This window comes from Actinoplanes sp. CA-142083, from assembly GCF_050942195.1.
Taxonomy (GTDB): domain Bacteria; phylum Actinomycetota; class Actinomycetes; order Mycobacteriales; family Micromonosporaceae; genus Actinoplanes.
This window is the reverse complement of the sequence record NZ_CP192076.1, coordinates 3,975,913-3,998,601: the sequence shown is the minus strand read 5'-3', so window position 1 is coordinate 3,998,601 and position 22,689 is coordinate 3,975,913. Positions and strand designations below refer to the sequence as shown.

Below are 22,689 nucleotides of genomic sequence, written 5' to 3'. Positions count from 1 at the left end.
TCCGATGACGACGCTCGACCATGACGCGGCCGCGGCCACCAGCCGCCGCCTGCGCACTCAGGAGGAAGTCGAGGCGCACATACGCGCCATCTGCTTCAAGACCGGCCCGCCGGCGCTGATCGGCGCCGAGCTCGAATGGACCGTTCACCACACCGCGGCGCCCCGCGCGCCCCTCGACCGCGAAACCCTGCGGCAAGCCCTCGGCCGGCACACCCCGGCCACCCTCGCACCGGGAAACTCTCCTGGGCATCTACCCGCCGGCGGCTCTCTCACCGTCGAGCCCGGCGGCCAGCTGGAAATCTCCTCGGCCCCGGCCCGCTCGACCGCCGCCCTGCACGCGGCCGTCACCGCCGATCTCGCCCACCTCACCACCCTGCTCGACGACGCGGGACTGCGCCTGGGCGAGCACGGCATCGACCCGCACCGGTCGCCCCGGCGGATCCTCGACACCCCGCGCTACGCGGCGATGGAGAGGTTCTTCGACGCCCGGGGCCGGCACGGCCGGATCATGATGAGCAGCACCGCGGGCCTGCAGGTCTGTCTCGACGCCGGCACCGAGGCCGAGCTGCCGGCCCGATGGCGCGCCGCGCTCGCGCTCGGCCCGCCGTTGCTGGCCCTGTTCGCCAACTCGGCCCGCCACGCCGGGCGCCACACCGGGCTGGCTTCGGCCCGGATGGCGGCCTGGTGGGGCATGGATCCGCGGCTCACGCACCCGCCGGTGGGCCCGTCCGGCGACCCGGCGGCCGGCTGGGTGCGGTACGCGTTGTCCGCCCCGCTGATCTGCGTGCGCCGCGACCACGGCAGCTGGGACCCGCCGCCCGGCGTGACCCTGGCCGACTGGGTGGCCGGCGCGCTGCCCGACGCGCCGACCGCCGGCGACGTCGAGTACCACCTGTCCACTCTGTTCCCGCCGGTCCGCCCGCGGGGCTACCTGGAGGTCCGCTACCTCGACGCCCAGCCGGGCGGCGAGTGGTTCGCGCCGGTCGCCGTGCTCACCGCGCTGCTCGCCGACCGGCAGACCACCGAGGCCGCGCTCGAGCTGGCGCTCCCGGTCGCGGGGCGCTGGCACACGGCGTACTCGATCGGTCTCGCCGACCCGTCGCTGCGCCGCGCCGCCTCGGCCCTCGCCGAGCTGGCCTGCGCCCGGCTCGACGCCGCCCTGCCGGCGTCCGTCCGCACCCACGTCATCACCACCGTCGACCGGCGCCTGAGCGCCGCCGCCGTCGCCGCCAAGGAGACGTCATGACCGCTTTCCCCACCGACCCGGCCGGCGCCGGCCCCGCCGCCGGCCGCCCGCGCGACCTGCCCGCAGCCGACGTGGCCGCCGCGGCCGGGACCGATCGGCTGCGTGACGTCGTCGCGGCCGAGCTCGGGCGGGCCCGGGACCGCACCACATTGCTCACCGAGGCCGTCGACGAGGGCGACCTGATCCGGCAGCACTCGCCGCTGATGTCGCCACTGGTGTGGGATCTCGCCCACGTCGGCAACCAGGAAGAGCTCTGGCTGGTCCGCGACGTCGGCGGCCGCGAGCCGGTGCGCCGCGACATCGACGAGCTGTACGACGCGTTCAAGCATCCCCGCCGCGACCGCCCCCAGCTGCCGCTGCTCACCCCGGCCGAGGCCCGCGGGTACGTCGCGACCGTGCGCGACAAGGCCCTCGACGTGCTCACCCGCAGCCGGCTCGAGGGCACGCCGCTGGTCGACCAGGGGTTCGCGTTCGGCATGATCGTGCAGCACGAGCAGCAGCACGACGAGACCATGCTCGCCACCCACCAGCTGCGCGGCGGGCCGGCCGTGCTCGACGCCCCTCCCCCGCCGCCGGCCGCCGGGCCGGTCAGCGGCGAGGTGCTGGTGCCGGGCGGGCCGTTCACGATGGGCACCAGCACCGAGGCGTGGGCCCTCGACAACGAGCGCCCGGCGCACCAGGTCTTCGTGCCGGCCTTCCACATCGACCGCGCCGCGGTCACCAACGCGGAGTACGCGGGGTTCATCGACGACGGCGGCTACGACGACCCGCGCTGGTGGAGCCCGGCGGGCTGGGATCACCGCCAGTCGGCCGGCCTCCACGCGCCCCTGCACTGGGCGCGCGACGGCGACGGCTGGTCCTGCACGCAGTTCGGCCGCACCCAGCGGATCGTGCCCGGCGAACCGGTCGTGCATGTCTGCTTCTACGAGGCCGAGGCCTACGCCTCCTGGGCCGGCAAGCGGCTGCCCACCGAGGCGGAGTGGGAGAAGGCGGCCCGGTTCGACCCGGCGACCGGGCGATCGCGGCGCTTCCCGTGGGGCGACGACACCCCGACGGCCGACCACGCCAACCTGGGACAGCGTCATCTGCGTCCGGCCTCCGCCGGGGCGTACCCGATGGGTGTCTCGCCTTTGGGTGTCCACCAGCTCATCGGCGACGTGTGGGAATGGGTCTCGACCGATTTCACGGGCTATCCGGGTTTCGCGCCCTTCCCCTATCGGGAGTATTCGGAGGTGTTCTTCGGCGCCGACTACAAGGTGCTGCGCGGCGGCTCGTTCGGCACCGACCGGTCGGCGTGCCGGGGCACCTTCCGGAACTGGGACTATCCGATCCGGCGGCAGATCTTCAGCGGGTTCCGCTGCGCGCGGGACGCCTGATGTGCCGGCACCTGGCCTATCTGGGTCCGCCGATTCCGCTGAGCGAGCTGCTTCTCGACCCGCCGCATTCGCTGGCTCACCAGTCGTGGGCGCCGCGCGACATGCGGGGCGGCGGGACGATCAACGCAGACGGCTTCGGCGTCGGCTGGCACACGCCGGGCGGTGTCGTGCGCTATCGGCGGCACACCCCGATCTGGAGTGACACGACGCTGCCGGGGCTCGCCGCCTCGGTGGCGTCGACCGGGGTGCTGGCGGCGGTGCGCAGCGCGACCGTCGGCATGCCGGTGACCGAGTCCGCGGCGGCGCCGTTCGGGGACGGGCCCTGGCTGTTCAGCCACAACGGGGTCGTCGCCGGGTGGCCTTCCGCGGTCGAGAAACTGGCCGGAACACTGCCGCCGGTCGATTTGTTGACGCTGGACGCGCCGACCGACGCGGCGCTGCTGTGGGTCCTCGTCCGCGATCGGCTGCGGGCCGGCTCGCCGCCCGCCCAGGCGGTGGCCGACGTCGTGGCCGACGTGCTGCGGTCGGCGCCCGGATCCCGGCTCAACCTGCTGCTCACCGACGGCGAGTCGCTAGTGGCGACCACCGTCGGTCATTCCTTGTCCGTCCTCTCTCGGCCGGAAGCGGTCGTCGTGGCCTCGGAGCCGCTCGACGACCGCCCCGCCTGGCGCCCGGTCCCCGAGGGGACGCTGCTGCGCGCCACCGCCACCGCCCTGACCCTTGCGCCCCTGGGAGAAAAATGAACGAGCTCGAAGTTCATCTCGACGCCGACGATCTTGCCCGCACCCTGCGCGCGGACGTGACCGCCGGCCTCACCGACGACCCGAAGTGGCTGCCGCCCAAGTGGTTCTACGACGCCCGGGGCAGCGAGCTGTTCGAGCTGATCACCGAGCTGCCCGAGTACTACCCGACCCGCGCCGAGCGCCAGATCCTCGCCGACCGGGCGCCCGAGATCGCCCGGCACACCCGGGCCACCGCGCTGCTCGAGCTGGGCTCGGGCTATTCGACGAAGACCAGGCTGCTGCTCGACGCGCTCACCGCTGAGGGAACGCTGTCGACCTTCGTGCCGATGGACGTGTCGCCGACCGCTTTGGAGGCAGCGGCGGAGCAGATCACCGCGGACTTCCCGGGCCTGCGCGTGCACAACATCGTCGGCGACCTCACCCGCCACCTCAAGCACCTGCCTACCGAGGGCAACAGGCTCGTCGCGTTCCTCGGCGGCACGATCGGCAACCTGATCCCCGACGAGCGGGCGGCGTTCTTCTCCGACGTCCGCTCGGTGCTGCAGTCCGGCGAGCACCTGCTGCTCGGCACCGACCTGGTGAAGAGCCCGAGCGTGGTGGTGCCCGCCTACGACGACGCCCAGGGCGTGACCGCCGAGTTCAACCGCAACGTGCTGCGGGTGCTCAACGGCAGCCTCGGCGCCGACTTCGACCTGGACGGCTTCGCCCACGTCGCGCTGTGGGACCCCGACCAGGAGTGGATCGAGATGCGCCTGCGCGCCCGCTGGCCGATGCGGGTCTCGATCCCGGGCGTGGGCCTCGAGGTCGACTTCGCGGCCGGCGAGGAGGTCCGCACCGAGGTGTCGGCCAAGTTCCGCCGCGAGGGGGTCGAGCGGGAGCTGGCCGAGGCCGGGTTCGCCCTCGACCAGTGGTGGACCGACCGGGACGGCCTGTTCGCGGTGTCCCTGGCGCGGGCGGTCTGATTTTCTTGAGCATCTGACCCATCCGTCCGCCCTTCGGCCGCGAATGCCAGTCGCAACCCCACGGCTGAAGGGCGGACACCCATGGCGGAGAGCGGCACGAGCCGCCGTCCCGACCACCTGTCGGCGGTGCCCGACCCCGGCCCCGACAAGTCCTCGGAGCCGGCCGACCTCCTGCGCGCGGTGGCCCGCGGCGACGAGAAGGCGTTCGCCCGCCTCTACGACCTGGTCGCGCCCCGCGTCTACGGCCTGATCCGGCGGGTGCTGCGCGACCCGGCGCAGTCCGAGGAGGTGGCGCAGGAGGTGCTGGTCGAGGTGTGGCGCACCGCCGCCCGCTTCGACCCGGCCCGCGGCTCGGCGACGTCGTGGATCTGCACGATCGCGCACCGCCGGGCCGTCGACCGGGTGCGCGCCGAGCAGTCCGCGGCCGAGCGCCTGGCCTTCGTCGGCCGCGCCCAGGTCGAGGTCCCCTACGACAGCGTCGCCGACGAGGTCTCCGGCCGCCTCGAGCGCCAGCAGGTCCGCCGCTGCCTCAACGATCTGACCGAGCTGCAGCGCCAGGCGGTGACCCTCGCCTACTACCAGGGCCACACGTATCCGCAGGTGGCCGAGCTTCTGGGAGCGCCCTTGCCGACAGTCAAGACCCGCATGCGCGACGGCCTCATCCGCCTGCGCGACTGCCTCGGAGCGGGGGCGACGGCATGATTCACGGTCTGATCGGCCCCTACGTCCTCGATGCGGTGGATGACATCGAGCGCGCCAGCTTCGAGCGGCACTTGCGCGAGTGCGACGTCTGCCGTGCCGACGTCGACGAGTTGCGCGAGGTCTCGGCCCGCCTGGCCGACGGCGCCTGGTCGGTTCCCCCGCCCGCGCTGCGCGACGACGTGCTCTCCGCGATCACGTCGGTCCGCCAGATCGCGCCGGTCTCCCCGGCGCCCATGCAGGCCACTCCGCCACGCCGCCGCCTGCGGGTGGTCGCGGCCGCGGCCGCCGTCGTGGTCGCGGTCGCCGGCGCGGCGACGGTCGCGTCGGTGATTCAAAACGATCGCGTACGGCGTGAGCACGATCGCGCCGAGGCGGCTCAGGCGGCCGAGGCCCGGGTTCGCGCGCTGCTCGCCGCGCCCGACCTCGTCGTCCGCGAGGAGCCGGTGACCGGTGGCGGCCGGGTGACCGTCGCGACCTCCAAGCTGCACGACGCCGGCGTCATCATGCTGGCCGCCGACGCCGCTCCCGCCGGCAAGGTCTACCAGCTCTGGACGATCCGCTCCCAGCAGCCGGTGAACGAAGGTGCCCTGGCTCCCGGCCAGACCACCTCGGTACAGATCGTCGATGGCATGTCCGAGGCCTCCGACGTGGGCGTCTCGATCGAGCCGCCGGGCGGCTCGAAGACCCCGACCACTCCCCTGGCGGCCGACGTGAAGCTCTGATCCGGGTGTCTCGCAGGACACATACCCAGCCGAAATACCGGGGCAGGGGCATCCGTTACATGGATGCGTCTCGCTGCAGGGCCTCGCTGGAGGGCTGAGAAATGAAGAACGGAATCCACCCCGACTACCACGCCGTCGTATACCGCGACCGGAACGCCGACTACGCGTTCCTGACCCGCTCGACCGAGAAGAGCGACAAGACGGTCGAGTGGACGGACGGGAAGACGTACCCCGTGGTGGACGTGCAGATCTCGGCCGCGAGCCACCCGTTCTGGACCGGGCGCAGCCGCGTGCTCGACACGGCGGGCCGGATCGAGAAGTTCCGCGCCAAGTACGCCAAGTTCGCGAAGTAGTCAGTCTTTCGAGACGGCCGCCCCCGGGCGGCCGTCTTTCGTTATGCGGAACACTGCGGAGAGGCGTAGCGGCCGGTCTGCGTGACCGTGGTCAGCACCTTCTCGCCGTACGTGATGGAGCAGGTCACCTCGCCGGCGCCGCCCTTCTTGCGCTGCGCGATCAGGACGAGCGGGCCGCGATCGCCGGTCACCGTGAACGTCGTGCGCCACGGCAGTGGCACCCCGCCCCGGGTGATGATGTCACCGTCCTGGTCGGTGTACTGAACGCTGCCGATGTCGCCGGCGCCGCCGCTGGACACCTCGTAGACGACCGTCCTGGTCACCGCCCGCTCTGGCGCGACCGCAACCACCTCGCTGGGCGGCGGCGCCGGCGACCTCCACGAAGTCAGCGCGGCGCCGACCCCCGCCGCGAGGAGGACCGCCGCCGCCACGATCACCGCGATCACGCGCGCACCGCGCCGCCGCGGCACCACCCGCGCCGGCGCGAGATCATCGGGCACGGGCGACGGCTCGGGCCATTCTCGATCGAACTCCGTCACGGCCTTCACGGTAGGCGCCGGCCGCCACCGGCATAACCGGCGCGGATGGCCGGCATCAGCAGTTCTGACTTCCCAGGCGCGGCGGCGCTCGCGCACTGTTGGTGGCATGCGGCGAGTGGTGGTTACCGGCGCGGCGTCCGGCATCGGCGCCGCCGTGGCCGGCGCCCTGCGGGCGGACGGCATCGAGGTGGTCGCGCTGGATCTGGCGACTTCCTTCGACGTACGGGATCGGTCGGCCTGGTCCGATCTGGCCGAGACTCTGCGGCCGTCGGTTCTGCATGGCTTGGTCAACTGCGCCGGCGCCACCTGGCGGGCCCGCCTCGGCGAGGTGGATCCCGCGGATTTCGAGCGCGTGCAGGCCGTCAACGTGCTGGGCCCGCTGCTGGGCATCCAGGCCCTGTCGCCGCTGATGGCCGCCGGCTCGTCGATCGTCAACGTGGGCTCGCTGGCCGCTCTTCAGGGCCACTATCCGGTGGCGTACACGGCCAGCAAGTGGTCGCTGCGCGGCCTCACCCACGCCGCTTGCATGGAGTTAGGCCCCCGCGGCATCCGGGTCAACATCGTGCATCCGGGCTTCATCGAGACGCCCATGACGGCGTCAGCGGCGCCCGCTTTCCGGGCAGCCAGCATCGCCGAGACTCCCCTGGGACGCACCGGCACGCCCGCCGAGGTGGCCGCGGTCGTCGCCTTCCTCCTGAGCGACGCCGCTTCGTACATCTCCGGCGCCGAGATCCCGGTCGACGGGGGCGCCAGCTCCCACGGCGGCGCCAAGTCCGTCTCCGACGCCCTCCGCACCTAGGTCTCGCCCTTGCGTTCCCACCATGTGACAGCCGTTCTCGGATATTGGTGCCCGCTCCCGCATGCTGGCGCCGTGTCCCACGCCTCGGTTGACGGGTTCACGCTGTGAGACCCAAGCGCGCGCCTCGCCAGAAATATCCGTTTATATTAACCTACCCCGCGCCGACGGCGCCCAAGGACGAAGACTTAGCGTTCGCTCGGATCAGCAGCTCATCAAGATTCACCCGGCGCCGAAGCGGGGCGCGGCACGACAGACGCCATCCGCCGAGAAACCGCAACGGGCCGCACGCGCCGCGGCCGAGCACACGCCGGGCCATGGCAGTCCCGCCCAGCCACAGGCAAACCGCAAGGGGCCGCGCCCGCCGGAGCCAGGCACACGCCGGGCCATGGCAAGCTGCCCGGCCGGCGCCATTTCGCAACGGCCGCACCCCACCAAGGCCAGGCACACGCCAGGCCATTGCAGCCCAGCCCAGCGCCTGGCCACCCGCGACTGCCGCACCCGCCCGCTGAGCCGCCCGCCGAGCCCGCCCGCCGAGCCCGCCCGCCGAGCCCGCCCGCCGAGCCCGCCCGCCGAGCCCGCCCTCCACTGGGGGAAGCCCCCGTTCGCCATTGTCGTCGGGAAAGCGGGAGATTGGGGGATGCGGCTACGCCGCCTGTGGATAACCGGCGATTGTGGACAACGCACTAGCTGCCGCCCGAATGTGCTAGGCCGAGCCCCGGACCACCAGCTCGGTCTCGAGGACGGCAGGGGCGGGTTGGTCGCCGGCCAGCAGGCGCCGGGCCTGGGCCACGGCCAGCTCGCCCATGCGGCGCTTGTTCAGGTAGACCGTGGTCAGGGGCGGGTCGATCAGCTCGCCCACGGTGAGGCCGTCGAAGCCGGCCAGGGCCACGTCGCCGGGTACCTCCACGCCCTGGCGGCGGGCCTCGCGATGGGCGCCCAGGGCGACCAGGTCGTTGAAGGCGAAGATCGCGGTCAGGTCGGGCCGGGTCTTCCGGAGGCGGGCGAAGCCGGCCTCGCCGCCGGCCATCGACTGCTCGACGGGGGCGATCGCGTCCTCCGGCACCTCCAGGTCCAGCTCTGCGGCCTCGGCCAGGAACGCCACCCGGCGGCCGGCGTCGGCGGCGGCCGGGCAGTCGATCATGCCGAGGCGGCGGTGGCCGCGCGCGGCGAGGTGGCGCACGAGCGCGCGTACGCCGGTTGCCGCGTCGATGTCGACCGCCCCGAACGCCTGCTCGGACGGGGTGCGGCTCATCACGACCAGCGGGACGCCCTCGACGGCGTCGGCGATCACGTCCTCGGGCTGGAAGAGGTAGCAGATCATCGCGTCCACCTGACCGGCCAGCGCGCGCAGCAGCTCCGGCTCGCGGGCGGGGTCGTCCTGGCTGGTGCTGATCAGCACCTGCCACCCGGCCTGCTCGGCCGCGTCGATGACCCCGGCGATCAGCTCGGGGAAGAACGGGTTCACCACGTCGGGAACGATCAGCCCCAGCGTGACCGCCCCGGGCCGCACGAGCCCGCGCGCGAACCGTGACGGCCGGTATCGCAGCTGCCGGGCGGCGTCGAGCACCCGCCGGCGGGTCTCGGGGTCGATCTCGCCCTTGTCGTTGATCGCCCGGGACACGGTCTGGTGCGAAACGCCCGCGAGCCGCGCCACGTCGCGCAGCGTGGGCCGCTTGTCCTGTCTGTCTTCCACGATCACCGCATCGTAATCGGTTGACCGGCGCGCTCCTCCTCGCGACAATGCCGTTAACGGTCACGTGACCGTTAACGGACCTCATGAGAGGGCATGCCAATGGACTTCGCGGCTTGGTTCTTCAGCGTGGAAGCGGCCCGGCGAGACAGCCAGTCGGCGCTGCCCGAGGCCCCCGTCCGGCCCCCGCGCCCGCGCCGGCGCTTCATCCGGCGCCGCCGGAAGGGTTGAGAAGAAGTCTTTGCATAGATATCTTCTCAAACATGCGAGTACTCACGGACGTCGAGGCGCTCAAGGCGCTCGCCCACCCGCTGCGCCAGCAGATGCTCACCCGCCTCCAGCGGCAGGGGCCGGCCACTTCGGCAGAGCTCGCCGCGGAGTTCGGCGCCGACCGCGGCGCGACCAGCTACCACCTGCGACAGCTGGAGCGGTTCGGCTTCATCGAGGAGGACACCGCCCGGTCGAAGGGCCGGCGGCGCTACTGGCGGTCCATCCCGCAGCACATCCGGCTGCCGCGCTCGGCCGACGACCCCGCGGTGGCGGCGGCGGCCGACGAGGTCGGCCGGCAGTGGTTCGAGCGGTCGGGGCGCGAGCTCCTGGCGTACCTGATGGACCGCGACTCCTACGGCGAGTTCACCGGCGCCGCCCAGCATTCGTACGGAAGCACCGCCCTGACCGCCGCGGAGCTGGCGCAGTTCGGCGAGGAGTACATCGCGCTGCTCTCGAAGTGGCACCGCGAGCCGGAACACGCCAGCCCGGGCGCGCGGCACATCGCCGTCGTCTTCCACGCGTTCCCCACGCCATGACGAGCGACGTCGCGGCGCCCGTGAAGCTGCGGCGAAATCGAGACTTCGCCGCGCTCTGGGGCGGGCAGGTCGTCTCCGCGCTCGGCGCCCAGATCGGCGGCACCGCGATGCCGCTGCTCGTGCTCGCGACCGGCGGCTCCCCGGGCGACGCCGGCCTGGTCGCCGCGGCCGGGACGTTGCCGTTCCTGGTCGCCAACCTGCCGGCCGGCCCGCTCGTCGACCGGGCGAACCGGCGCACCATCCTGCTGGCCAGCGAGCTGGCGGCGGCCGTCGCGGTCGCCAGCGTGCCGGTCGCGCTCTGGTGGGGCGTGGTCACGGTCGCGCATCTGGCCGTCGTCGCCTTCGTCCAGGGCCTGTGCTCGGTCTTCTTCGGCCTCGCCGAGCGCGCCGCGCTCCCGCTGATCATCCCCGCCGGGCAGCTACCGGCCGCGATGGCCCAGAACGAGGCCCGCTCGCGTGGCGCCGGCCTGATCGGGCCCCCGCTGGGCGGCCTGCTCTTCGCCGCCGGCCGAGCCGTGCCGTTCGTGGTGGACGCCGCCTCGTACCTGATCTCCGCCGTGGCCCTGCTGTTCGTCCGCAAGGATCTGCGTGCCCGCGAGAGAGCCGCCGCCGAGCCGTTGTGGCGGGAGGCCGTCGAGGGCCTGCGCTGGACCTGGCGGCAGCCCCTGGTCCGGGCCTCGATCGTCCTGCTCGCGGTGAGCAACCTGGTCTTCCAGGCCCTGACGCTGATCCTCATCGTGCTGGCCCACGACCGCGGCGCCACGTCGGTCGGGCTCATGCTCGGCATCTACAGCGCCGGCGGCCTGGCCGGCGCGCTCGCCGCGACCCGGCTGCATCGCCACCTCACCGCCCGGCGGGTCATCGTCGGCGTCAACTGGGTGTGGGCCGCGCTGCTCCCCCTCTTCGCGGTGGCCGCCAACCCGCTGCAGCTCGGCCTGGTCGGCGCCGCCTGCGCGTTCGTCGGCCCACTGTGGAACGTCGTGCTGATGACCTACGCGGCGGTGCTGGTCCCCAACCAGCTGCTGGGCCGGGTGATGAGCGCCGCCATGACCGTCACGTGGGGCGTCATGCCGCTGGCGTCGCTGCTCGCCGGGTACCTGTTGACCGCGCTCACCGCGAAGGGCGCCATCGGCGTGCTGTCGGCAGCGATGCTCGCGACCGCGATAGCCGCGACCGCGAGCCCCGCCGTCAGGAACGCGCCACCCCTGCCGAGCGACCCGCCGCATTCCGCCGAGGCGCGCCGGCCCGGCGAGCTACCGCCACCGGCAAAGCACCCTTAAGCCGAGGAGTCGGACACCGTGATGCCGAGTGCCCCGGCTAGCGCATAGGAAAGCGCCAGCAAGTCGTCGGGGTGCACGATCGCCCCCGCCCAGCTGGTGAGTCCGCCGATCCCCTGCAGCTCGCAACCGCGGAACCGCGCGCCCTCCATGGAAGCGTTGTGGAACTGCGCCCGCGACAGGTCGCACCGCGTGAAAGTCGCCCCGCGCAGGTCCGCGTGGGTGAAGTCGGCGCCGGCCAGGTTGCAGTCGGTGAAGGTCACCACGTCGAAGCGGGCGAACCGCCAGTTCGTCAGGTCCACCTTGCAATCGGTGAACGTGACGTCGCTCAGCAGCCCGTCGTTCCAGGCCAGCCCGGTCATCCGCGACCCGGTCACCCCGACCCGCTCCAGCACGCCGCGCTCGCCCCGCAAATTCGAAAAGTCCGAAATATCAGCAACACAATCAATAAATCGGACTTGAGACAAATGCGACTGAGCCAGCGACGACTTCGAGAAGCGGCACTGAAGGAACTCCACCGCCCCCGCTTCTGTGCCCGAGAGATCGACGTCGCCGTACAAAACGGACGACACGGTCTGCTCGTACTCGATAGCCAGCTGGACTCCGGAAGCCGGCGGAGGAGAGACAGGCACGGAAGGCGGGCGCGGTGGTCCCTGACGGATACGGCGTGGCGGCACCCCGACACCCTACGAGGCGCGGCGGCGCACGCTCCGGTCGGTCAGCGACGGCGGCGCGTACCCGGCGTCGGCCGGATTGAGGTTCGTCCCCGGCGGCACGATCCCGTCGATCCGGTCCAGCACGTCGGCGCTCAGCACCGGCACGCCGAGCTGCGACTCCAGATGCTCCATCGTCCGCGGCCCGATGATCGCCGAGGTGATCGCCGGGTGCGCGAGCACGAACCCGAGCGCCAGGTGGATCAGCGACATCCCCGCCTCGGCCGCCAGCTTGGTGAGCTCGTCGACCGCCGCGAGCTTGGCCGCGTTGGACGGCCGCGTCGGGTCGTACCGCTCCGGCAGCCGCGAGACGCGCAGCGAGAGCGGCTCGGTCATCCCGGAGTGGTAGCGGCCGGAGAGATACCCGCCGCCGAGCGGGCTCCAGGGCAGAACCGCGAGGCCGTAGCGGGAGGCCACCGGAAGCATCTCACGCTCGATGCCGCGCACGAGGATCGAGTACGGCGGCTGCTCGCTCACCACCCGCTCCCGCCCGCGCCGCTCCGCGATCCACTGCCCCTCCACGATCTCGGACGGCTCGAACGTGGACGTCCCGAGGTAGCGGATCTTCCCCTGGCGTACGAGATCGCTCATCGCACCCAGGGTCTCGTCGAAGTCCGTTCCCTGCTCGGGCCGGTGCACCTGGTAGAGGTCGATCCGGTCGGTCTGCAGCCGGCGCAGGCTGTTCTCGACCTCCGCCATGATCCACCGCCGCGAGTTGCCCTTCGTGTTGAGCCCGTCGCCCATCTGCCCGTGGAACTTCGTGGCGAGGAAGACGTCGTCCCGGCGCCAGCCCTTCAGCGCCTTCCCGACGATCTCCTCGCTCTCGCCCTGCGAGTAGACGTCCGCCGTGTCGATCGCGTTGATGCCCTCGTCCAGGGCCCGGTGGATGATCCGGATCCCGTCCTCGTGATCGGGGTTCCCGGACTTGCCGAAGTTCATGGCCCCCAGCGTCAGGTTCGAGATCTGTACGCCGGTGCGGCCGAACGGCCGGTACTCAACCATGGTGACTGACCCTCCTGGAATGAGACTCAACCCATCCTGTCACTCGGCGATCAGCCGCCCGCCCGCCAGGCGGAGGCGGCGGTCGATGCCGATCTCGTCGAGGAAGCGCGCGTCGTGCGACACCACGATGAAGGCTCCGCGGTACGAGTTCAGCGCGCTCTCCAGCTGGCTCACGCTGACCAGGTCCAGGTTGTTCGTCGGCTCGTCCAGCAGGAGCAGCTGCGGGGCCGGTTCGGCGCACAGCACGCACGCGAGCGTCGCCCGCAGCCGCTCGCCGCCGGAGAGGACGCGCACCGGCAGGTGGGCCCGGCCGCCGCGGAAGAGGAAGCGCGCGAGCCGGTTCATCCGCTCGGCGTCCGGCAGGGTCGGGGCGAACGCCGCCAGGTTCTCCGCCACCGAGCGATCGGGGTCGAGCAGATCCAGGCGCTGCGACAGGTAGGCGACCCGGCCGTCGGCGTGCCGGGCCGTGCCGGCATCCGCCTGAAGGTCGCCGGCGATCAGGCGCAGCAGCGTGGACTTGCCGGAGCCGTTCGGCCCGGTCAGCGCGATCCGCTCGGGGCCACGGACCGTGAGGTCGAGCTTCTCGAAAAGGGAGCGCACCTTCAGGCCCGAGCCCTCGAACAACGTCCGGCCGGCGGGCACGGCCGTCCCGGGCAGGTCGATCACGATGCGGTCGTCCTCGCGCACCGCCCGCTCGGCCTCGTCGAGCCGGGCACGCGCGTCGGCGACCCGCGAGGCGTGGGTGTCGGCGGCTTTGCCCGCGGCCACCTCGGCGCCGCGCTTCATGTTGCCGGCGAAGATCTTCGGGAGGCCGGCGTTCTTCAAATTCTTGCTGGCCGTCGACGCCCGGCGGGCCGCCCGCTCCCGGGCCTGCTGAAGCTCGCGCTTCTCGCGCTTGACCTCCTGCTCGGCGCTGCGCACCTTCTGCTCGGCCACCTCCTGCGCGGCCGCGCTCGCCTGTTCGTACGCGGAAAAGTTGCCGCCGAAAAGCGAAAGTTGACCGCGGTCGAGCGACGCGATCCGGTCCATGCGGTCGAGCAACGCGCGGTCGTGGCTGACCACGAGCAGGCAGCCGTTGAAGTCGTCGAGCACGTCGTAGAGGCGGGCGCGCGCGTCCCCGTCGAGGTTGTTGGTGGGCTCGTCGAGCAGCAGCACGTCGGGGCGCTTGAGCAGCTGCGCGGCGAGGCCGAGCGAGACGATCTGGCCGCCGCTGAGCGTGCCGAGCGAGCGGTCGAGGGTCACGTCGGCGAGGCCGAGCCGGTCGAGCTGGGCGCGGCTGCGCTCCTCGACGTCCCAGTCGGCGCCGATGATCGTGAAGTGCTCCTCGTCGGTCTCGCCGGCCTCGATGGCGTGCAGGGCGCGCAGCTGGGCGTCGACCCCGAGGACCTCGGCCACGCTCAGCGACGACGAGAGCGGCAGGTCCTGCGGGAGATAACCGAGCGTGCCGGTCACCGTTATCGAGCCGTCGAGCGGATGCAAAGAGCCGGCGATGAGCTTGAGCAGGGTGCTTTTCCCGCTGCCGTTGGCGGCGACCAATCCCGTACGGCCGGCGGGCACGCTGAACGAGAGGTCGTGGAAGACGGGGGTGTCGTCCGACCAGGAAAAGGACACGTGGGAGCAGACGACATAAATGTCGGACATGGAAGGCAAACCTCAGCGCTAGGGGATGTGACGACGCGAAAGACACACAGCCGGGCTCACCCGGAGATGTCGTCGTCCCCCTGCAGCACTGTGGATCACCCTTCCGATCGTGAGAGCGGGATCAACTGTAGCACTCTCGTACCGTGAAGCCCGTTTTACGAACCGGACACCAGCTGGGAGATCTCGGTGCACGTCGCCAGCACCACGGGCTTCAGCTCGCGCACGATCCGCTGCGCCGACCAGTCGCGGGCCTGCACCGCGAGGTTGACCCCGGCGATGACGCGGCCGTCGGGACCGGTGATCGGGCCGGCCACCGAGCGCAACCCGTACGCGAGCTCCTCGTCCTGGACCGCCCAGCCCTGCTCCCGGATCCGCGCGAGCTCCTCGCCCAGCTCATCCAGCGAGACCTTGGCGTTGGGGCCGTGCTGCGCCGGGAACGACTCGGCCGTCACGCGCGCCTTCAGCTCGGCCGGGTCGAGGTGCGCGAGCAGTAGCTTGCCGATCGAGGTGTGCACGGCCGGCAGCGTCGAGCCCACCTGGATGTTGGCCGTGACCAGGTCGGAGTTCCGCAACCGCACGAGGTAGAGCACGCGGTCGCCGGTCAGCACGGCGAGGTTGACCGTCTCGCCGGTCTGCGTGGCGAGCCGCTGCAGGCGCGGCGTCGACAGCTCGACGAGGTCGAGGCTGCGCAGCGCGGCGCCGCCGAGAGTCAGCACGCGAACGCCCGGACGGTAGTCCCCGTTGGGCAGATGATCGAGGTAGCCCTCGGAGGTGAGCGTCTGCACCACCCGGTACGCCGTCGGCATCGGCAGCCCGGCCGCCTCGGCCAGGTCGGTGACCCGCCAGGTGGGCCGCTGCTCGGTGAACAGGCTCAGCAGGCGCAGACCCTTGGCCAGGGCCTCGACCCGGTACTCCGGCTTCGCGTCGGCCATCGTGCTCCCCGCGGAAAGTTGGTGGAAAGCATGAGCGTAAAGCCCCGCGCAACTGTGACCTGGACAGCCCCGGAACCGGCGTCTACGGTATCGGATAGTCGCTTTCACAATGCGAGAGCTGAGCCAAAATAGAGCAAGGGGTTCCCATGGCTGACTGGCTGGCGCTTACCAATCGGCCGGCTCTCGTCGTCGGCGCCGGCGGTCTCGGCGGCGCGAGCGCGGTGAGCCTCGCCGTCCAGGGCGCCCGGGTCGCGCTGGTCGACGTCGACGAGCACAAGCTCGAGGCGGTGGCGCGCGCGGCCAAGGAGGCCGGCGGCGTCATCGAGACCATCGCCTGCGACCTGCGCGAGCCCGAGCGGTGCCGGCAGGTCGTGGAAGAGGCGGTCGCGCGCATCGGCGTACCCCAGGTGTTCTTGCACGCGGTCGGGCGCAACGTGCGCCGCCCGGTCCTTGATCTCACCGACGCCGACTGGCGGCAACTCGTCGAGCTCAACCTCTCCACCGCCTACTGGCTGGGTCAGCAGGTCGGTCGCCTGATGGTCGGCGCCGGATACGGCCGGATGATCTTCGTGTCGTCCGTCTCCGGGTTGCTCGCCCACAAGGACCACGCGCCCTACGCGGCGACAAAAGGCGGTCTCAATCAGCTCGTACGGGTCATGGCGCGCGAATGGGCGGCGCACGGCGTGACCGTCAACGCCGTCGCCCCCGGTTACATCGAGACGGATCTGACCAAGGACCACCTCGACAAGAACGGCAACCGCGCGGCCCTCGAAAGCCTCGTCCCGGCCCAGCGCCTCGGCGTGCCGGAAGAGGTGGCGGACGCCGTCACCTTCCTCGCCTCCGACCGGGCCGGTTTCATCACCGGCCAGGTCCTCTACGTCGACGGCGGGCGCGTGCTCGTCTGAAATCTCATCGAAGGGGTCATGTATGAACATCCCACGCCGTTTCGAGGGTCGTTCGGTCGTGGTGACCGGCGCCGGCACCGGCTTCGGCGCCGAAATCGCCGTCCGCGCCGCCCAGGAAGGCGCGCGCGCCGTGGGCGTGCACTACCGCTCCTCCAAGGCCGGCGCCTCCCAGACCGCGGACCGGGTCCGCGACGCGGGCGCCGAGCCGGTGCTGCTGCAGGCCGACATCGCCGACTGGTCCCAGGTGAAGCAGCTGGCCGACGAGGCGTTCAAGCAGCTCGGCGGCGTCGACGCGGTGATCAACAACGTCGGCGACGTGGCCCGCGAGCAGATGAGCTGGCGGGACATCACCGAGGAGTCGGTCGACCACGTCCTCGCCGTCGACATCAAGGGCACGATGGCCTGCGTCCACGAGTTCGGCGCTCGCATGCTCGACCAGGGCCACGGCGCGATCGTCAACATCGGCTCGACGGTCATCGTCCGCGGCAGCGCCCGCGCCCCGCAGTACGCCGCGGCCAAGTACGGCCTCCTCGGCCTCACCAAGTCCTACGCGCACGCCTTCGCCCCCGTGGTGCGGGTCAACGTCTTCGCGCCCGGCTTCATCGAGACCGAGGCGACGCTGGGCCGCAAGGACTGGCGCGAGGGCCGCGGCGACCAGCTGCGCAAGATGACCCCGATGGGCCGCATCCCGGGCCCGGCCGAGCTGGCCGGCACGGCCCTGTTCCTGGCGACCGACGACGCTTTCCACATGACCGGCGGCTACATGGTCGCCGACGGCGGTTACAACATGGTCGGCGCCTGATGCCAAGCCCCAACCCATCGGGCGCGGCGGGCCCATCCAGCGCGGCGGGCCCATCCGGCGCGGCGGGCTCGGCGGGCGTCCACCCCTCCGACATCTCGTTGGCGGAGGCGCGGGAGCTGGTGCGGCGGGCGGTGGACAAGGCCGAGCAACTCGAGCTGCGCGGCGCCATCGCCGTGGTCGGGGCGAGCGGCGCCCTGGTCACGGCGTCGCGGCTGGACCACGGCGGGCCGGGCGGCATGGCCCGGGCCCGTTCCAAGTCCTGGATCTCGGCGACCCAGCAGATCCCCAGCGCGGAGCACCTCCAGCGGATGACCACGCTGCCCGCGCCGATCAGCATGGGTTTCGTCACGGCCTCGCCCGAGGCGCTCTTCCCCGGCGCGGGCGGCCTGCCCATCCGCGACGGCGACGGCGTCGTGGTCGGCGGCATCTCGGCCTCCGGGGCGACGGTCAGTCCGTTCCTGCCGACCGGGGTGGCGCCCGAGGTGGTCAGCGCCGACGGCGAGCCGGCCAACCCCGAAGACCTCCTCATCGCGTACGCCGTCGGCATCCCCTACGCCGGCCAGCACGGCGACGACCGGGCCCGCTGGAAGGCCCGCTTCGGCGATCTGACCGTCTCCCCCGAGGACAGCCTCGGCATGAAACCGGCCCCACCGGCGGAACACCAGCGCGAACTGGCTTGGGCCCTGGACCTGTGCGACCGCGTCCTGGCGGCGGCCGACTCCCAGGGCGTGAAAGTCAGTGTCGCCGTCGTCGACCGCGGCGGCGACCCGATCCAGCAGGACCGCATGGACGACGCCCCGGCCGGCGGCGTCGAGGTGGCCCTGGCGACGGCGAGCGCGGCGGCCCGCTTCGGCGTCCCGAGCGAACAGCTCGCCGACTGGTACCCGGCCGCCCAACTCGCCGCCCTGCACCCGGCACCGCTGCTGGCCGCGCCGGGCGGTTTGCCGATCGTCGTGCACGGCCGAACCGTCGGCGGCCTCGGAGTGGGAGGCGCCGACCCGGCGACCTGTGCGGCGCTGGCCAAGGCTGCCCTGTGATCCGGGTTGCGGTCCTGGGCTGCGGCGCGATCGGCAGCCTCTACGCCGCCCATCTCAGCCGCGCGCCCGATGTCGAGGTCTGGGCGGTCGATCCCTCTGCCGACCACGTGCGAGCCGTCCGCGAGCACGGCCTCAGAGTCACCGGCCTGGCCGAATTCACAGCCGCCGTCAACGCGCTGACCGACGCCGCCGGCTTGCCGCCCTGCGACTTCGGCATCGTGGCGACCAAGGCCCAGCACACGAGCGCGGCGATAAGCCGAGCGCGGCACGCCCTCGAAGACGCCGCCGTGGTCAGCGTGCAGAACGGAGTCGGGAACGAGGAGGTGATCGCCGGACACGTCCCCCGGGTCATCCGCGGCACCATCGTCACGGCCGGCGCGGTCACCAGCCCCGGCACGGTCCGCTACGACGCCCCGGGCGACACCTGGATCGGCCCCTTCGAGCCCAGCCCCGCCCGCGCCGGCGAGATAGCCCTGCTCGCCGACAAGCTCAACCAGGGCGGCCTCAAGACCCACGCCGTCGACGACGCGCGCGGTCCTCAGTGGACGAAAGTCGTGTTCAACGCCGCGACCAGCCCGCTCTCCGCGCTCACCGGGCTCACCGTCGGCCAGGTCTGCACCGATCCGGCGCTGAGACGCGAGGTCGACCGCCTCATCGACGAGGCACAGCAGGTCTGTGCGAGGGCCGGCATCGCCCTGACGCGCGACCCACGGCATGCCGTCGAGGAAGCCATCCGGGAGGCGTACGGCCACAAACCCTCGATGCTGCAGGACGTGACCGCCCGCCGGACCACCGAGATCGATGTCCTGAATGGCGGCATCGCCGCCGAAGGGCGCCGGGTCGGCGTGCCCACGCCCGCCCACGACGCCATGGTGGCGCTGGTCCACGGCCTCGAAAGGGCCTGGTAGCGGGAAATCGTCCGGTCAAGCCATGGACATCGTGCTGCAGCTCACCTATGTTTCTCACATCTAAAAGAAATCGGCTTTCACGATGTGAAAGTGACCGCCCATAGCAAGGAGTTCGCGATGACCGTTCTCCGCACCGCCCTGGCCGCCGCCATAGCCACTCCCCTCCTGCTCACGGCCGCGTGCAGCAACTCGTCGGACAGCGGTTCGACCAGTGCCGACGCCGCCGGCAACAAGCTCCCCCAGACGCTGGTCTTCTCGCCGCTCTCGCTCGCCCCGCCCGCGCTCAAGGGCCTCTCCGAGGGCGTGAAGGGCTATGCGAAGTCGAAGAACTGGGAGGTGATCGTCCAGGACCCCAACTTCGACGCCACCAAGCAGACGCAACAGCTCAACGAGGTGATCAGCTCGGGCCGGGCCGGCGCCGCCTGGGTGATCGCGGTCGCGCCCAAGTCGATGGGGCAGATCCTCAAGACCGCCCAGTCCAAGGGCGTGCCGATCCTGGTCAACGGCAAGCCCGACGAGTACGGCTACAGCGGTCCCCAGCCGGGCATCACCTTCGACTACATCGACTACGACGCCGGCGGCAAGGAGCTCGGCTCGCAGCTCGGCAAGTGCATCACCGAGAAGCTCGGCGGCACCGCCAAGGTCCTCTACACCGCCAGCCAGGAGGGCTCGGCCGGCAAGGAGGCCTTCGACAAGGCAGCCCTCGACTCGCTGAAGGCCGCCGCCCCCAACGCGACCGTCGTGCAGACCATCAACGTCGTCGACCGGGCCAAGGGCCAGACCGACATCGGCAACGTGCTGCAGGGCAACCCCGACCTGAGCGCGGTCATGTCGGCCAACGACGAGGGGGCGCTGGGCGCGATCGGCGCGGCCGACGCGGCCGGCAAGAAGCTCACCTGCGTCACCGACTTCGGCGGCAACGACGAGGTTCTCAAGGCCGTCAAGGACGGCAAGATCTACGCCTCGGTGGCGCTGCAGTTCGACGCGGACATGACCCAGTCCTTCGACACGCTGGCCAAGATGCAGGCCGACCCGAAGGCGAACGGCGAGATCCTGATCGTGCCGCAGAAGACGACGACCGCCGGAAGCTGAGGACCATGGCCGTGACCATCGCACCCGCGCGTGCCGCGAACGCTGACAAAGAGAAGGATCCGGCGATCATCCGCTGGCTCATCTTCGTCCGGGACCGGGGCATCTTCGTCCTCTGGGCTCTGCTGCTGGTCCTGTTCAGCATCTGGGCGAACCCGTACTTCGCCAGCGTCGACAACGCGCTGCTGATCGCCAACGCCGCGGCGATCACCGCGATCTTCGCGGCCGGCGTGGCGGTCGGGATCATCGGCGGCGCCCTGGATCTGTCGATCCCGGGCACCGCCGCGCTGGCCGGCTGCGTCTGCGGCTGGCTGATCACGCACGGCACGCCGACCTGGTTGTCGATCGTCGCGGCCCTGGTCCTCGGCGCGGTCGTCGGGCTCATCAACGGCCTGATCACGCTGCGCGGCTTCAACCCGATCATCGTCACGATCGGCACGCTGTCGGCGATGTCCGGGCTCGCCTCGGCCCTCGTCGGCGGCTACACCGTCCCGGGGCTGGACTCGCTGGTGTTCATGGGCACCCAGCGCTACCTGGGCGTCCCGGCGCCGGTCTGGATCGTGGCGGTGCTGTTCGCGGCGGGCACGGTCTTCCTGACCCGCACCCGCGACGGCATCCGGCTGATGGCGGTCGGCGGCAACCCCGAAGCGGTGCGCCGCTCCGGCATCCACGCCGACCGCTACAAGGTGCTCGGCTTCGTCATCAGCGGGTTCTGCGCGGCGCTCGGCGGGCTGGTCACCACGGCGCTGGTCACCGAGGCCAACCCGGCCGCCAGCCCGGGCATCATCTTCAACGCGCTGACCGCGGTGGCGCTCGCCGGCGTCTCCCTGGCCGGCGGGCGCGGGTCGCTGCCGCGGGTGCTGGTCGGCGCGCTGATCCTCGGCACCATCTCGAACGCGCTGACCATCAAGGGCATCCAGCCGTACTGGGCGACCGCGGTCACCGGCGTGCTGCTGCTCGGCTCGCTCGGCGTCGAGAAGTGGGTCTCCACCACCGTCTCCAAGCGCCTCGTGCAGTCCGCGAACGCGTCCGTCCACTCCGGAACGAGGTGATCGCCATGACTTCACCAGCGCTCGAAATGACAGATATCGACATGCACTACGGCTACGTCCGAGCCCTCGACGGCGTGAGCATCGAAGTACAGCAGGGTGAGGTGCTGGGCCTGCTCGGCGACAACGGCGCCGGCAAGTCGACGCTGCTCAAGCTGATGTCCGGCGTGTACCAGCCGACCAACGGCGAGATCAAGGTGCACGGTGAGCCCGTCTCGTTCGGCTCGCCCGCCGATTCCACCCACGCCGGGATCCAGATGGTCTACCAGGATCTCGCGCTGGTCGACGCGCAGGACATCGCCACCAACCTCAACCTGGGCCGCGAGATCCTGCGCAAGGGCCCGCTCGGCTGGCTGGGCTTCGTCGACCACAAGGCGCAACGCCGGCGCTCCACCGCCGAGCTGGAACGGCTGGGCGTGCGCACGGCCGCCATGACCCGCCCGGTGGAGATGCTCTCCGGCGGCCAGCGGCAGGTCGTCGCCCTCGCCCGCGGCGCAACCCGCGTCAACGGCGCGAAGAGCGGCATCCTGCTGCTCGACGAGCCCACGGCCGCGCTCGGCTACGAGCAGACCCAGCAGGTGCAGGCGCTCGTCCGCCGTCTCGCCGACCAGGGCGTCGCCTGCGTCCTGGTCACCCACAACCTGCCGCTGGCCATGGAGGTCTGCGACCGCATCGCCGTGCTCAACCGCGGCAAGAAGGTCGCCGACGTGCCGGTCGCCGAGACGGACAACGACCAGCTCGTCGGCTGGATCACCGGCGCACGTCCGTCGATGTACCCCTGACCAGGCGCCTTGTCTGCGGGGCGAAGGCGGCCAGCATTCCGCAGTATTTGGCGGGATCGGTCGTCTCCCCCTCGTGCATCGGCACCGCGACCCGCGGGTCGACCGCCCGCACGTAGTCGACCGCCTCGGCCAGCTTGAGCCACGGCCCGTCCACCGCCACCGCGAGCACGTCCACATCGGACGGCGGCACCAGGAAGGAGTCGCCCGGGTGGAAGAACGCCCCCTCGTCCACGAGATAGCCCGCGTTGGTGCAGCCGGGCACGTCGCCGTAGACCGCCGCGTGCAGCCCGCCCAGCACATCGACGGTGCTCTCGCCGAACCGCAGCCGGTCGCCGGGCTCGACCACCACGTGCGACGGCAGCCCCGCGACGGTGGCCGCCGTGTCCGCGTCGACCACGAGGCTGGCATGCGGATTGGCGGCCATCAGGGCAGCCACGCGGGCCACGTCGAGATGGTCGGGGTGCTGGTGGGTGACGAGCACGGCGTCGAGCTCGCGCACGCCGTCGAAGTCGGACAGCGTGCCGGGGTCGACGAGCAGCCGGGCGCCGGCCTCCACCAGGAGGCAGGCGTGGCCGAGATGGGTCAGCTTCACGGGGACGCAGCATACTCTCGCA

The 22,689-nt window shown here is 71.8% G+C and carries 24 protein-coding genes; 17 read left to right on the top strand and 7 right to left on the bottom strand.

Annotated features, from left to right (window positions below; translation table 11 throughout):
• Positions 1 to 4 precede the first annotated feature (4 nt).
• The 7 genes from egtA to ACQPZX_RS18230 all read left to right on the top strand — a co-directional run bounded on the left by egtA (position 5) and on the right by ACQPZX_RS18230 (position 6,104).
• Entirely contained in the window at positions 5 to 1,246 is a 1,242-nt protein-coding gene (gene egtA, locus ACQPZX_RS18260; RefSeq protein WP_433385305.1) for an ergothioneine biosynthesis glutamate--cysteine ligase EgtA, read from the top strand.
• Positions 1,243 to 2,622 (top strand): ergothioneine biosynthesis protein EgtB, encoded by a 1,380-nt coding sequence (gene egtB / locus ACQPZX_RS18255; protein WP_433382072.1) that lies wholly within the window; start codon positions 1,243 to 1,245, stop codon positions 2,620 to 2,622. Before egtA ends, egtB begins: the two co-directional genes overlap by 4 nt.
• On the top strand, positions 2,622 to 3,365 hold the full coding sequence (gene egtC / locus ACQPZX_RS18250) for an ergothioneine biosynthesis protein EgtC (RefSeq protein WP_433382069.1): 744 nt from the start codon (positions 2,622 to 2,624) through the stop codon (positions 3,363 to 3,365). Before egtB ends, egtC begins: the two co-directional genes overlap by 1 nt.
• On the top strand, positions 3,362 to 4,327 hold the full coding sequence (egtD, locus tag ACQPZX_RS18245; RefSeq protein WP_433382066.1) for an L-histidine N(alpha)-methyltransferase: 966 nt from the start codon (positions 3,362 to 3,364) through the stop codon (positions 4,325 to 4,327). The genes egtC and egtD overlap by 4 nt, the downstream gene beginning before the upstream one ends.
• Before the next feature lie 81 nt (positions 4,328 to 4,408).
• Entirely contained in the window at positions 4,409 to 5,029 is a 621-nt protein-coding gene (locus tag ACQPZX_RS18240) for a sigma-70 family RNA polymerase sigma factor (RefSeq protein ID WP_433382063.1), read from the top strand.
• Entirely contained in the window at positions 5,026 to 5,751 is a 726-nt protein-coding gene (locus tag ACQPZX_RS18235) for an anti-sigma factor (protein WP_433382060.1), read from the top strand. Before ACQPZX_RS18240 ends, ACQPZX_RS18235 begins: the two co-directional genes overlap by 4 nt.
• A 101-nt stretch (positions 5,752 to 5,852) precedes the next feature.
• The gene (locus ACQPZX_RS18230; RefSeq protein WP_433382057.1) at positions 5,853 to 6,104 is read left to right on the top strand and encodes a type B 50S ribosomal protein L31; all 252 of its coding nucleotides are present in this window, start codon (positions 5,853 to 5,855) and stop codon (positions 6,102 to 6,104) included.
• 41 nt (positions 6,105 to 6,145) lie between these two features.
• Here the strand turns inward: ACQPZX_RS18230 and ACQPZX_RS18225 are convergent, their stop codons facing one another.
• Positions 6,146 to 6,643 carry an MmpS family transport accessory protein gene (locus ACQPZX_RS18225; protein WP_433382054.1) on the bottom strand — a complete coding sequence of 166 codons (498 nt, stop codon included), beginning with the start codon at positions 6,641 to 6,643 and terminating at the stop codon, positions 6,146 to 6,148.
• A 106-nt stretch (positions 6,644 to 6,749) separates the two neighbouring features.
• Between ACQPZX_RS18225 and ACQPZX_RS18220 the strand changes: the two genes are divergently transcribed.
• Entirely contained in the window at positions 6,750 to 7,442 is a 693-nt protein-coding gene (locus ACQPZX_RS18220; RefSeq protein WP_433382051.1) for an SDR family NAD(P)-dependent oxidoreductase, read from the top strand.
• A gap of 703 nt (positions 7,443 to 8,145) precedes the next feature.
• On the opposite strand, the gene ACQPZX_RS18215 is transcribed toward ACQPZX_RS18220, so the two are convergent.
• On the bottom strand, positions 8,146 to 9,135 hold the full coding sequence (locus tag ACQPZX_RS18215) for a LacI family DNA-binding transcriptional regulator (RefSeq protein WP_433382048.1): 990 nt from the start codon (positions 9,133 to 9,135) through the stop codon (positions 8,146 to 8,148).
• Between the two features lie 260 nt (positions 9,136 to 9,395).
• Here ACQPZX_RS18215 and ACQPZX_RS18210 point away from each other — a divergent pair, with 260 nt between their 5' ends.
• Both ACQPZX_RS18210 and ACQPZX_RS18205 read left to right on the top strand, forming a co-directional pair.
• Entirely contained in the window at positions 9,396 to 9,938 is a 543-nt protein-coding gene (locus tag ACQPZX_RS18210) for an ArsR/SmtB family transcription factor (RefSeq protein WP_433382045.1), read from the top strand.
• A complete protein-coding gene (locus ACQPZX_RS18205) occupies positions 9,935 to 11,218 on the top strand; it encodes an MFS transporter (protein WP_433382042.1) in 1,284 nt (427 codons plus the stop codon). The genes ACQPZX_RS18210 and ACQPZX_RS18205 overlap by 4 nt, the downstream gene beginning before the upstream one ends.
• On the opposite strand, the gene ACQPZX_RS18200 is transcribed toward ACQPZX_RS18205, so the two are convergent.
• From ACQPZX_RS18200 to ACQPZX_RS18185, 4 genes are all read right to left on the bottom strand, one after another.
• Positions 11,215 to 11,610, bottom strand: a complete 396-nt coding sequence (locus tag ACQPZX_RS18200; RefSeq protein ID WP_433382039.1) for a pentapeptide repeat-containing protein — start codon at positions 11,608 to 11,610, stop codon at positions 11,215 to 11,217. The genes ACQPZX_RS18205 and ACQPZX_RS18200 overlap by 4 nt on opposite strands.
• A 291-nt stretch (positions 11,611 to 11,901) precedes the next feature.
• Positions 11,902 to 12,930, bottom strand: a complete 1,029-nt coding sequence (locus tag ACQPZX_RS18195) for an aldo/keto reductase (RefSeq protein ID WP_433382036.1) — start codon at positions 12,928 to 12,930, stop codon at positions 11,902 to 11,904.
• A gap of 39 nt (positions 12,931 to 12,969) precedes the next feature.
• Entirely contained in the window at positions 12,970 to 14,571 is a 1,602-nt protein-coding gene (locus tag ACQPZX_RS18190) for an ABC-F family ATP-binding cassette domain-containing protein (protein WP_433382033.1), read from the bottom strand.
• 155 nt (positions 14,572 to 14,726) lie between these two features.
• Positions 14,727 to 15,503: an IclR family transcriptional regulator gene (locus ACQPZX_RS18185; protein WP_433382030.1), complete on the bottom strand. Its 777-nt coding sequence runs from the start codon at positions 15,501 to 15,503 to the stop codon at positions 14,727 to 14,729.
• 146 nt (positions 15,504 to 15,649) lie between these two features.
• Here ACQPZX_RS18185 and ACQPZX_RS18180 point away from each other — a divergent pair, with 146 nt between their 5' ends.
• From ACQPZX_RS18180 to ACQPZX_RS18150, 7 genes are all read left to right on the top strand, one after another.
• The gene (locus ACQPZX_RS18180; RefSeq protein WP_433382027.1) at positions 15,650 to 16,408 is read left to right on the top strand and encodes an SDR family NAD(P)-dependent oxidoreductase; all 759 of its coding nucleotides are present in this window, start codon (positions 15,650 to 15,652) and stop codon (positions 16,406 to 16,408) included.
• A gap of 22 nt (positions 16,409 to 16,430) precedes the next feature.
• Positions 16,431 to 17,210 (top strand): SDR family NAD(P)-dependent oxidoreductase, encoded by a 780-nt coding sequence (locus ACQPZX_RS18175; RefSeq protein WP_433382024.1) that lies wholly within the window; start codon positions 16,431 to 16,433, stop codon positions 17,208 to 17,210.
• Positions 17,210 to 18,247, top strand: coding sequence for a GlcG/HbpS family heme-binding protein (locus ACQPZX_RS18170; protein ID WP_433382021.1), 1,038 nt, complete (start codon positions 17,210 to 17,212; stop codon positions 18,245 to 18,247). Before ACQPZX_RS18175 ends, ACQPZX_RS18170 begins: the two co-directional genes overlap by 1 nt.
• On the top strand, positions 18,244 to 19,155 hold the full coding sequence (locus ACQPZX_RS18165) for a ketopantoate reductase family protein (protein ID WP_433382018.1): 912 nt from the start codon (positions 18,244 to 18,246) through the stop codon (positions 19,153 to 19,155). The genes ACQPZX_RS18170 and ACQPZX_RS18165 overlap by 4 nt, the downstream gene beginning before the upstream one ends.
• A 117-nt stretch (positions 19,156 to 19,272) precedes the next feature.
• On the top strand, positions 19,273 to 20,247 hold the full coding sequence (locus ACQPZX_RS18160; RefSeq protein WP_433382015.1) for a sugar ABC transporter substrate-binding protein: 975 nt from the start codon (positions 19,273 to 19,275) through the stop codon (positions 20,245 to 20,247).
• 5 nt (positions 20,248 to 20,252) lie between these two features.
• Positions 20,253 to 21,296: an ABC transporter permease gene (locus ACQPZX_RS18155; RefSeq protein WP_433382012.1), complete on the top strand. Its 1,044-nt coding sequence runs from the start codon at positions 20,253 to 20,255 to the stop codon at positions 21,294 to 21,296.
• A gap of 5 nt (positions 21,297 to 21,301) precedes the next feature.
• The gene (locus ACQPZX_RS18150; RefSeq protein ID WP_433382009.1) at positions 21,302 to 22,075 is read left to right on the top strand and encodes an ATP-binding cassette domain-containing protein; all 774 of its coding nucleotides are present in this window, start codon (positions 21,302 to 21,304) and stop codon (positions 22,073 to 22,075) included.
• On the opposite strand, the gene ACQPZX_RS18145 is transcribed toward ACQPZX_RS18150, so the two are convergent.
• On the bottom strand, positions 22,044 to 22,667 hold the full coding sequence (locus tag ACQPZX_RS18145; protein ID WP_433382006.1) for an MBL fold metallo-hydrolase: 624 nt from the start codon (positions 22,665 to 22,667) through the stop codon (positions 22,044 to 22,046). The genes ACQPZX_RS18150 and ACQPZX_RS18145 overlap by 32 nt on opposite strands.
• Positions 22,668 to 22,689: the final 22 nt, after the last annotated feature.

What these genes read in the sequence shown, in the direction of transcription:
- egtB (WP_433382072.1), top strand. Translation starts at nt 1,243, where the DNA reads ATGACCGCTTTCCCCACCGACCCGGCCGGCGCCGGCCCCGCCGCCGGC.
- ACQPZX_RS18210 (WP_433382045.1), top strand. Translation starts at nt 9,396, where the DNA reads ATGCGAGTACTCACGGACGTCGAGGCGCTCAAGGCGCTCGCCCACCCG.
- ACQPZX_RS18180 (WP_433382027.1), top strand. Translation starts at nt 15,650, where the DNA reads ATGGCTGACTGGCTGGCGCTTACCAATCGGCCGGCTCTCGTCGTCGGC.
- egtA (WP_433385305.1), top strand. Translation starts at nt 5, where the DNA reads ATGACGACGCTCGACCATGACGCGGCCGCGGCCACCAGCCGCCGCCTG.
- ACQPZX_RS18190 (WP_433382033.1), bottom strand. Translation starts at nt 14,571, where the DNA reads ATGTCCGACATTTATGTCGTCTGCTCCCACGTGTCCTTTTCCTGGTCG.
- ACQPZX_RS18185 (WP_433382030.1), bottom strand. Translation starts at nt 15,503, where the DNA reads ATGGCCGACGCGAAGCCGGAGTACCGGGTCGAGGCCCTGGCCAAGGGT.
- ACQPZX_RS18175 (WP_433382024.1), top strand. Translation starts at nt 16,431, where the DNA reads ATGAACATCCCACGCCGTTTCGAGGGTCGTTCGGTCGTGGTGACCGGC.
- ACQPZX_RS18220 (WP_433382051.1), top strand. Translation starts at nt 6,750, where the DNA reads ATGCGGCGAGTGGTGGTTACCGGCGCGGCGTCCGGCATCGGCGCCGCC.
- ACQPZX_RS18240 (WP_433382063.1), top strand. Translation starts at nt 4,409, where the DNA reads ATGGCGGAGAGCGGCACGAGCCGCCGTCCCGACCACCTGTCGGCGGTG.
- egtD (WP_433382066.1), top strand. Translation starts at nt 3,362, where the DNA reads ATGAACGAGCTCGAAGTTCATCTCGACGCCGACGATCTTGCCCGCACC.
- ACQPZX_RS18195 (WP_433382036.1), bottom strand. Translation starts at nt 12,930, where the DNA reads ATGGTTGAGTACCGGCCGTTCGGCCGCACCGGCGTACAGATCTCGAAC.
- ACQPZX_RS18170 (WP_433382021.1), top strand. Translation starts at nt 17,210, where the DNA reads ATGCCAAGCCCCAACCCATCGGGCGCGGCGGGCCCATCCAGCGCGGCG.
- ACQPZX_RS18155 (WP_433382012.1), top strand. Translation starts at nt 20,253, where the DNA reads ATGGCCGTGACCATCGCACCCGCGCGTGCCGCGAACGCTGACAAAGAG.
- ACQPZX_RS18160 (WP_433382015.1), top strand. Translation starts at nt 19,273, where the DNA reads ATGACCGTTCTCCGCACCGCCCTGGCCGCCGCCATAGCCACTCCCCTC.
- ACQPZX_RS18230 (WP_433382057.1), top strand. Translation starts at nt 5,853, where the DNA reads ATGAAGAACGGAATCCACCCCGACTACCACGCCGTCGTATACCGCGAC.
- ACQPZX_RS18205 (WP_433382042.1), top strand. Translation starts at nt 9,935, where the DNA reads ATGACGAGCGACGTCGCGGCGCCCGTGAAGCTGCGGCGAAATCGAGAC.
- ACQPZX_RS18150 (WP_433382009.1), top strand. Translation starts at nt 21,302, where the DNA reads ATGACTTCACCAGCGCTCGAAATGACAGATATCGACATGCACTACGGC.
- ACQPZX_RS18235 (WP_433382060.1), top strand. Translation starts at nt 5,026, where the DNA reads ATGATTCACGGTCTGATCGGCCCCTACGTCCTCGATGCGGTGGATGAC.
- egtC (WP_433382069.1), top strand. Translation starts at nt 2,622, where the DNA reads ATGTGCCGGCACCTGGCCTATCTGGGTCCGCCGATTCCGCTGAGCGAG.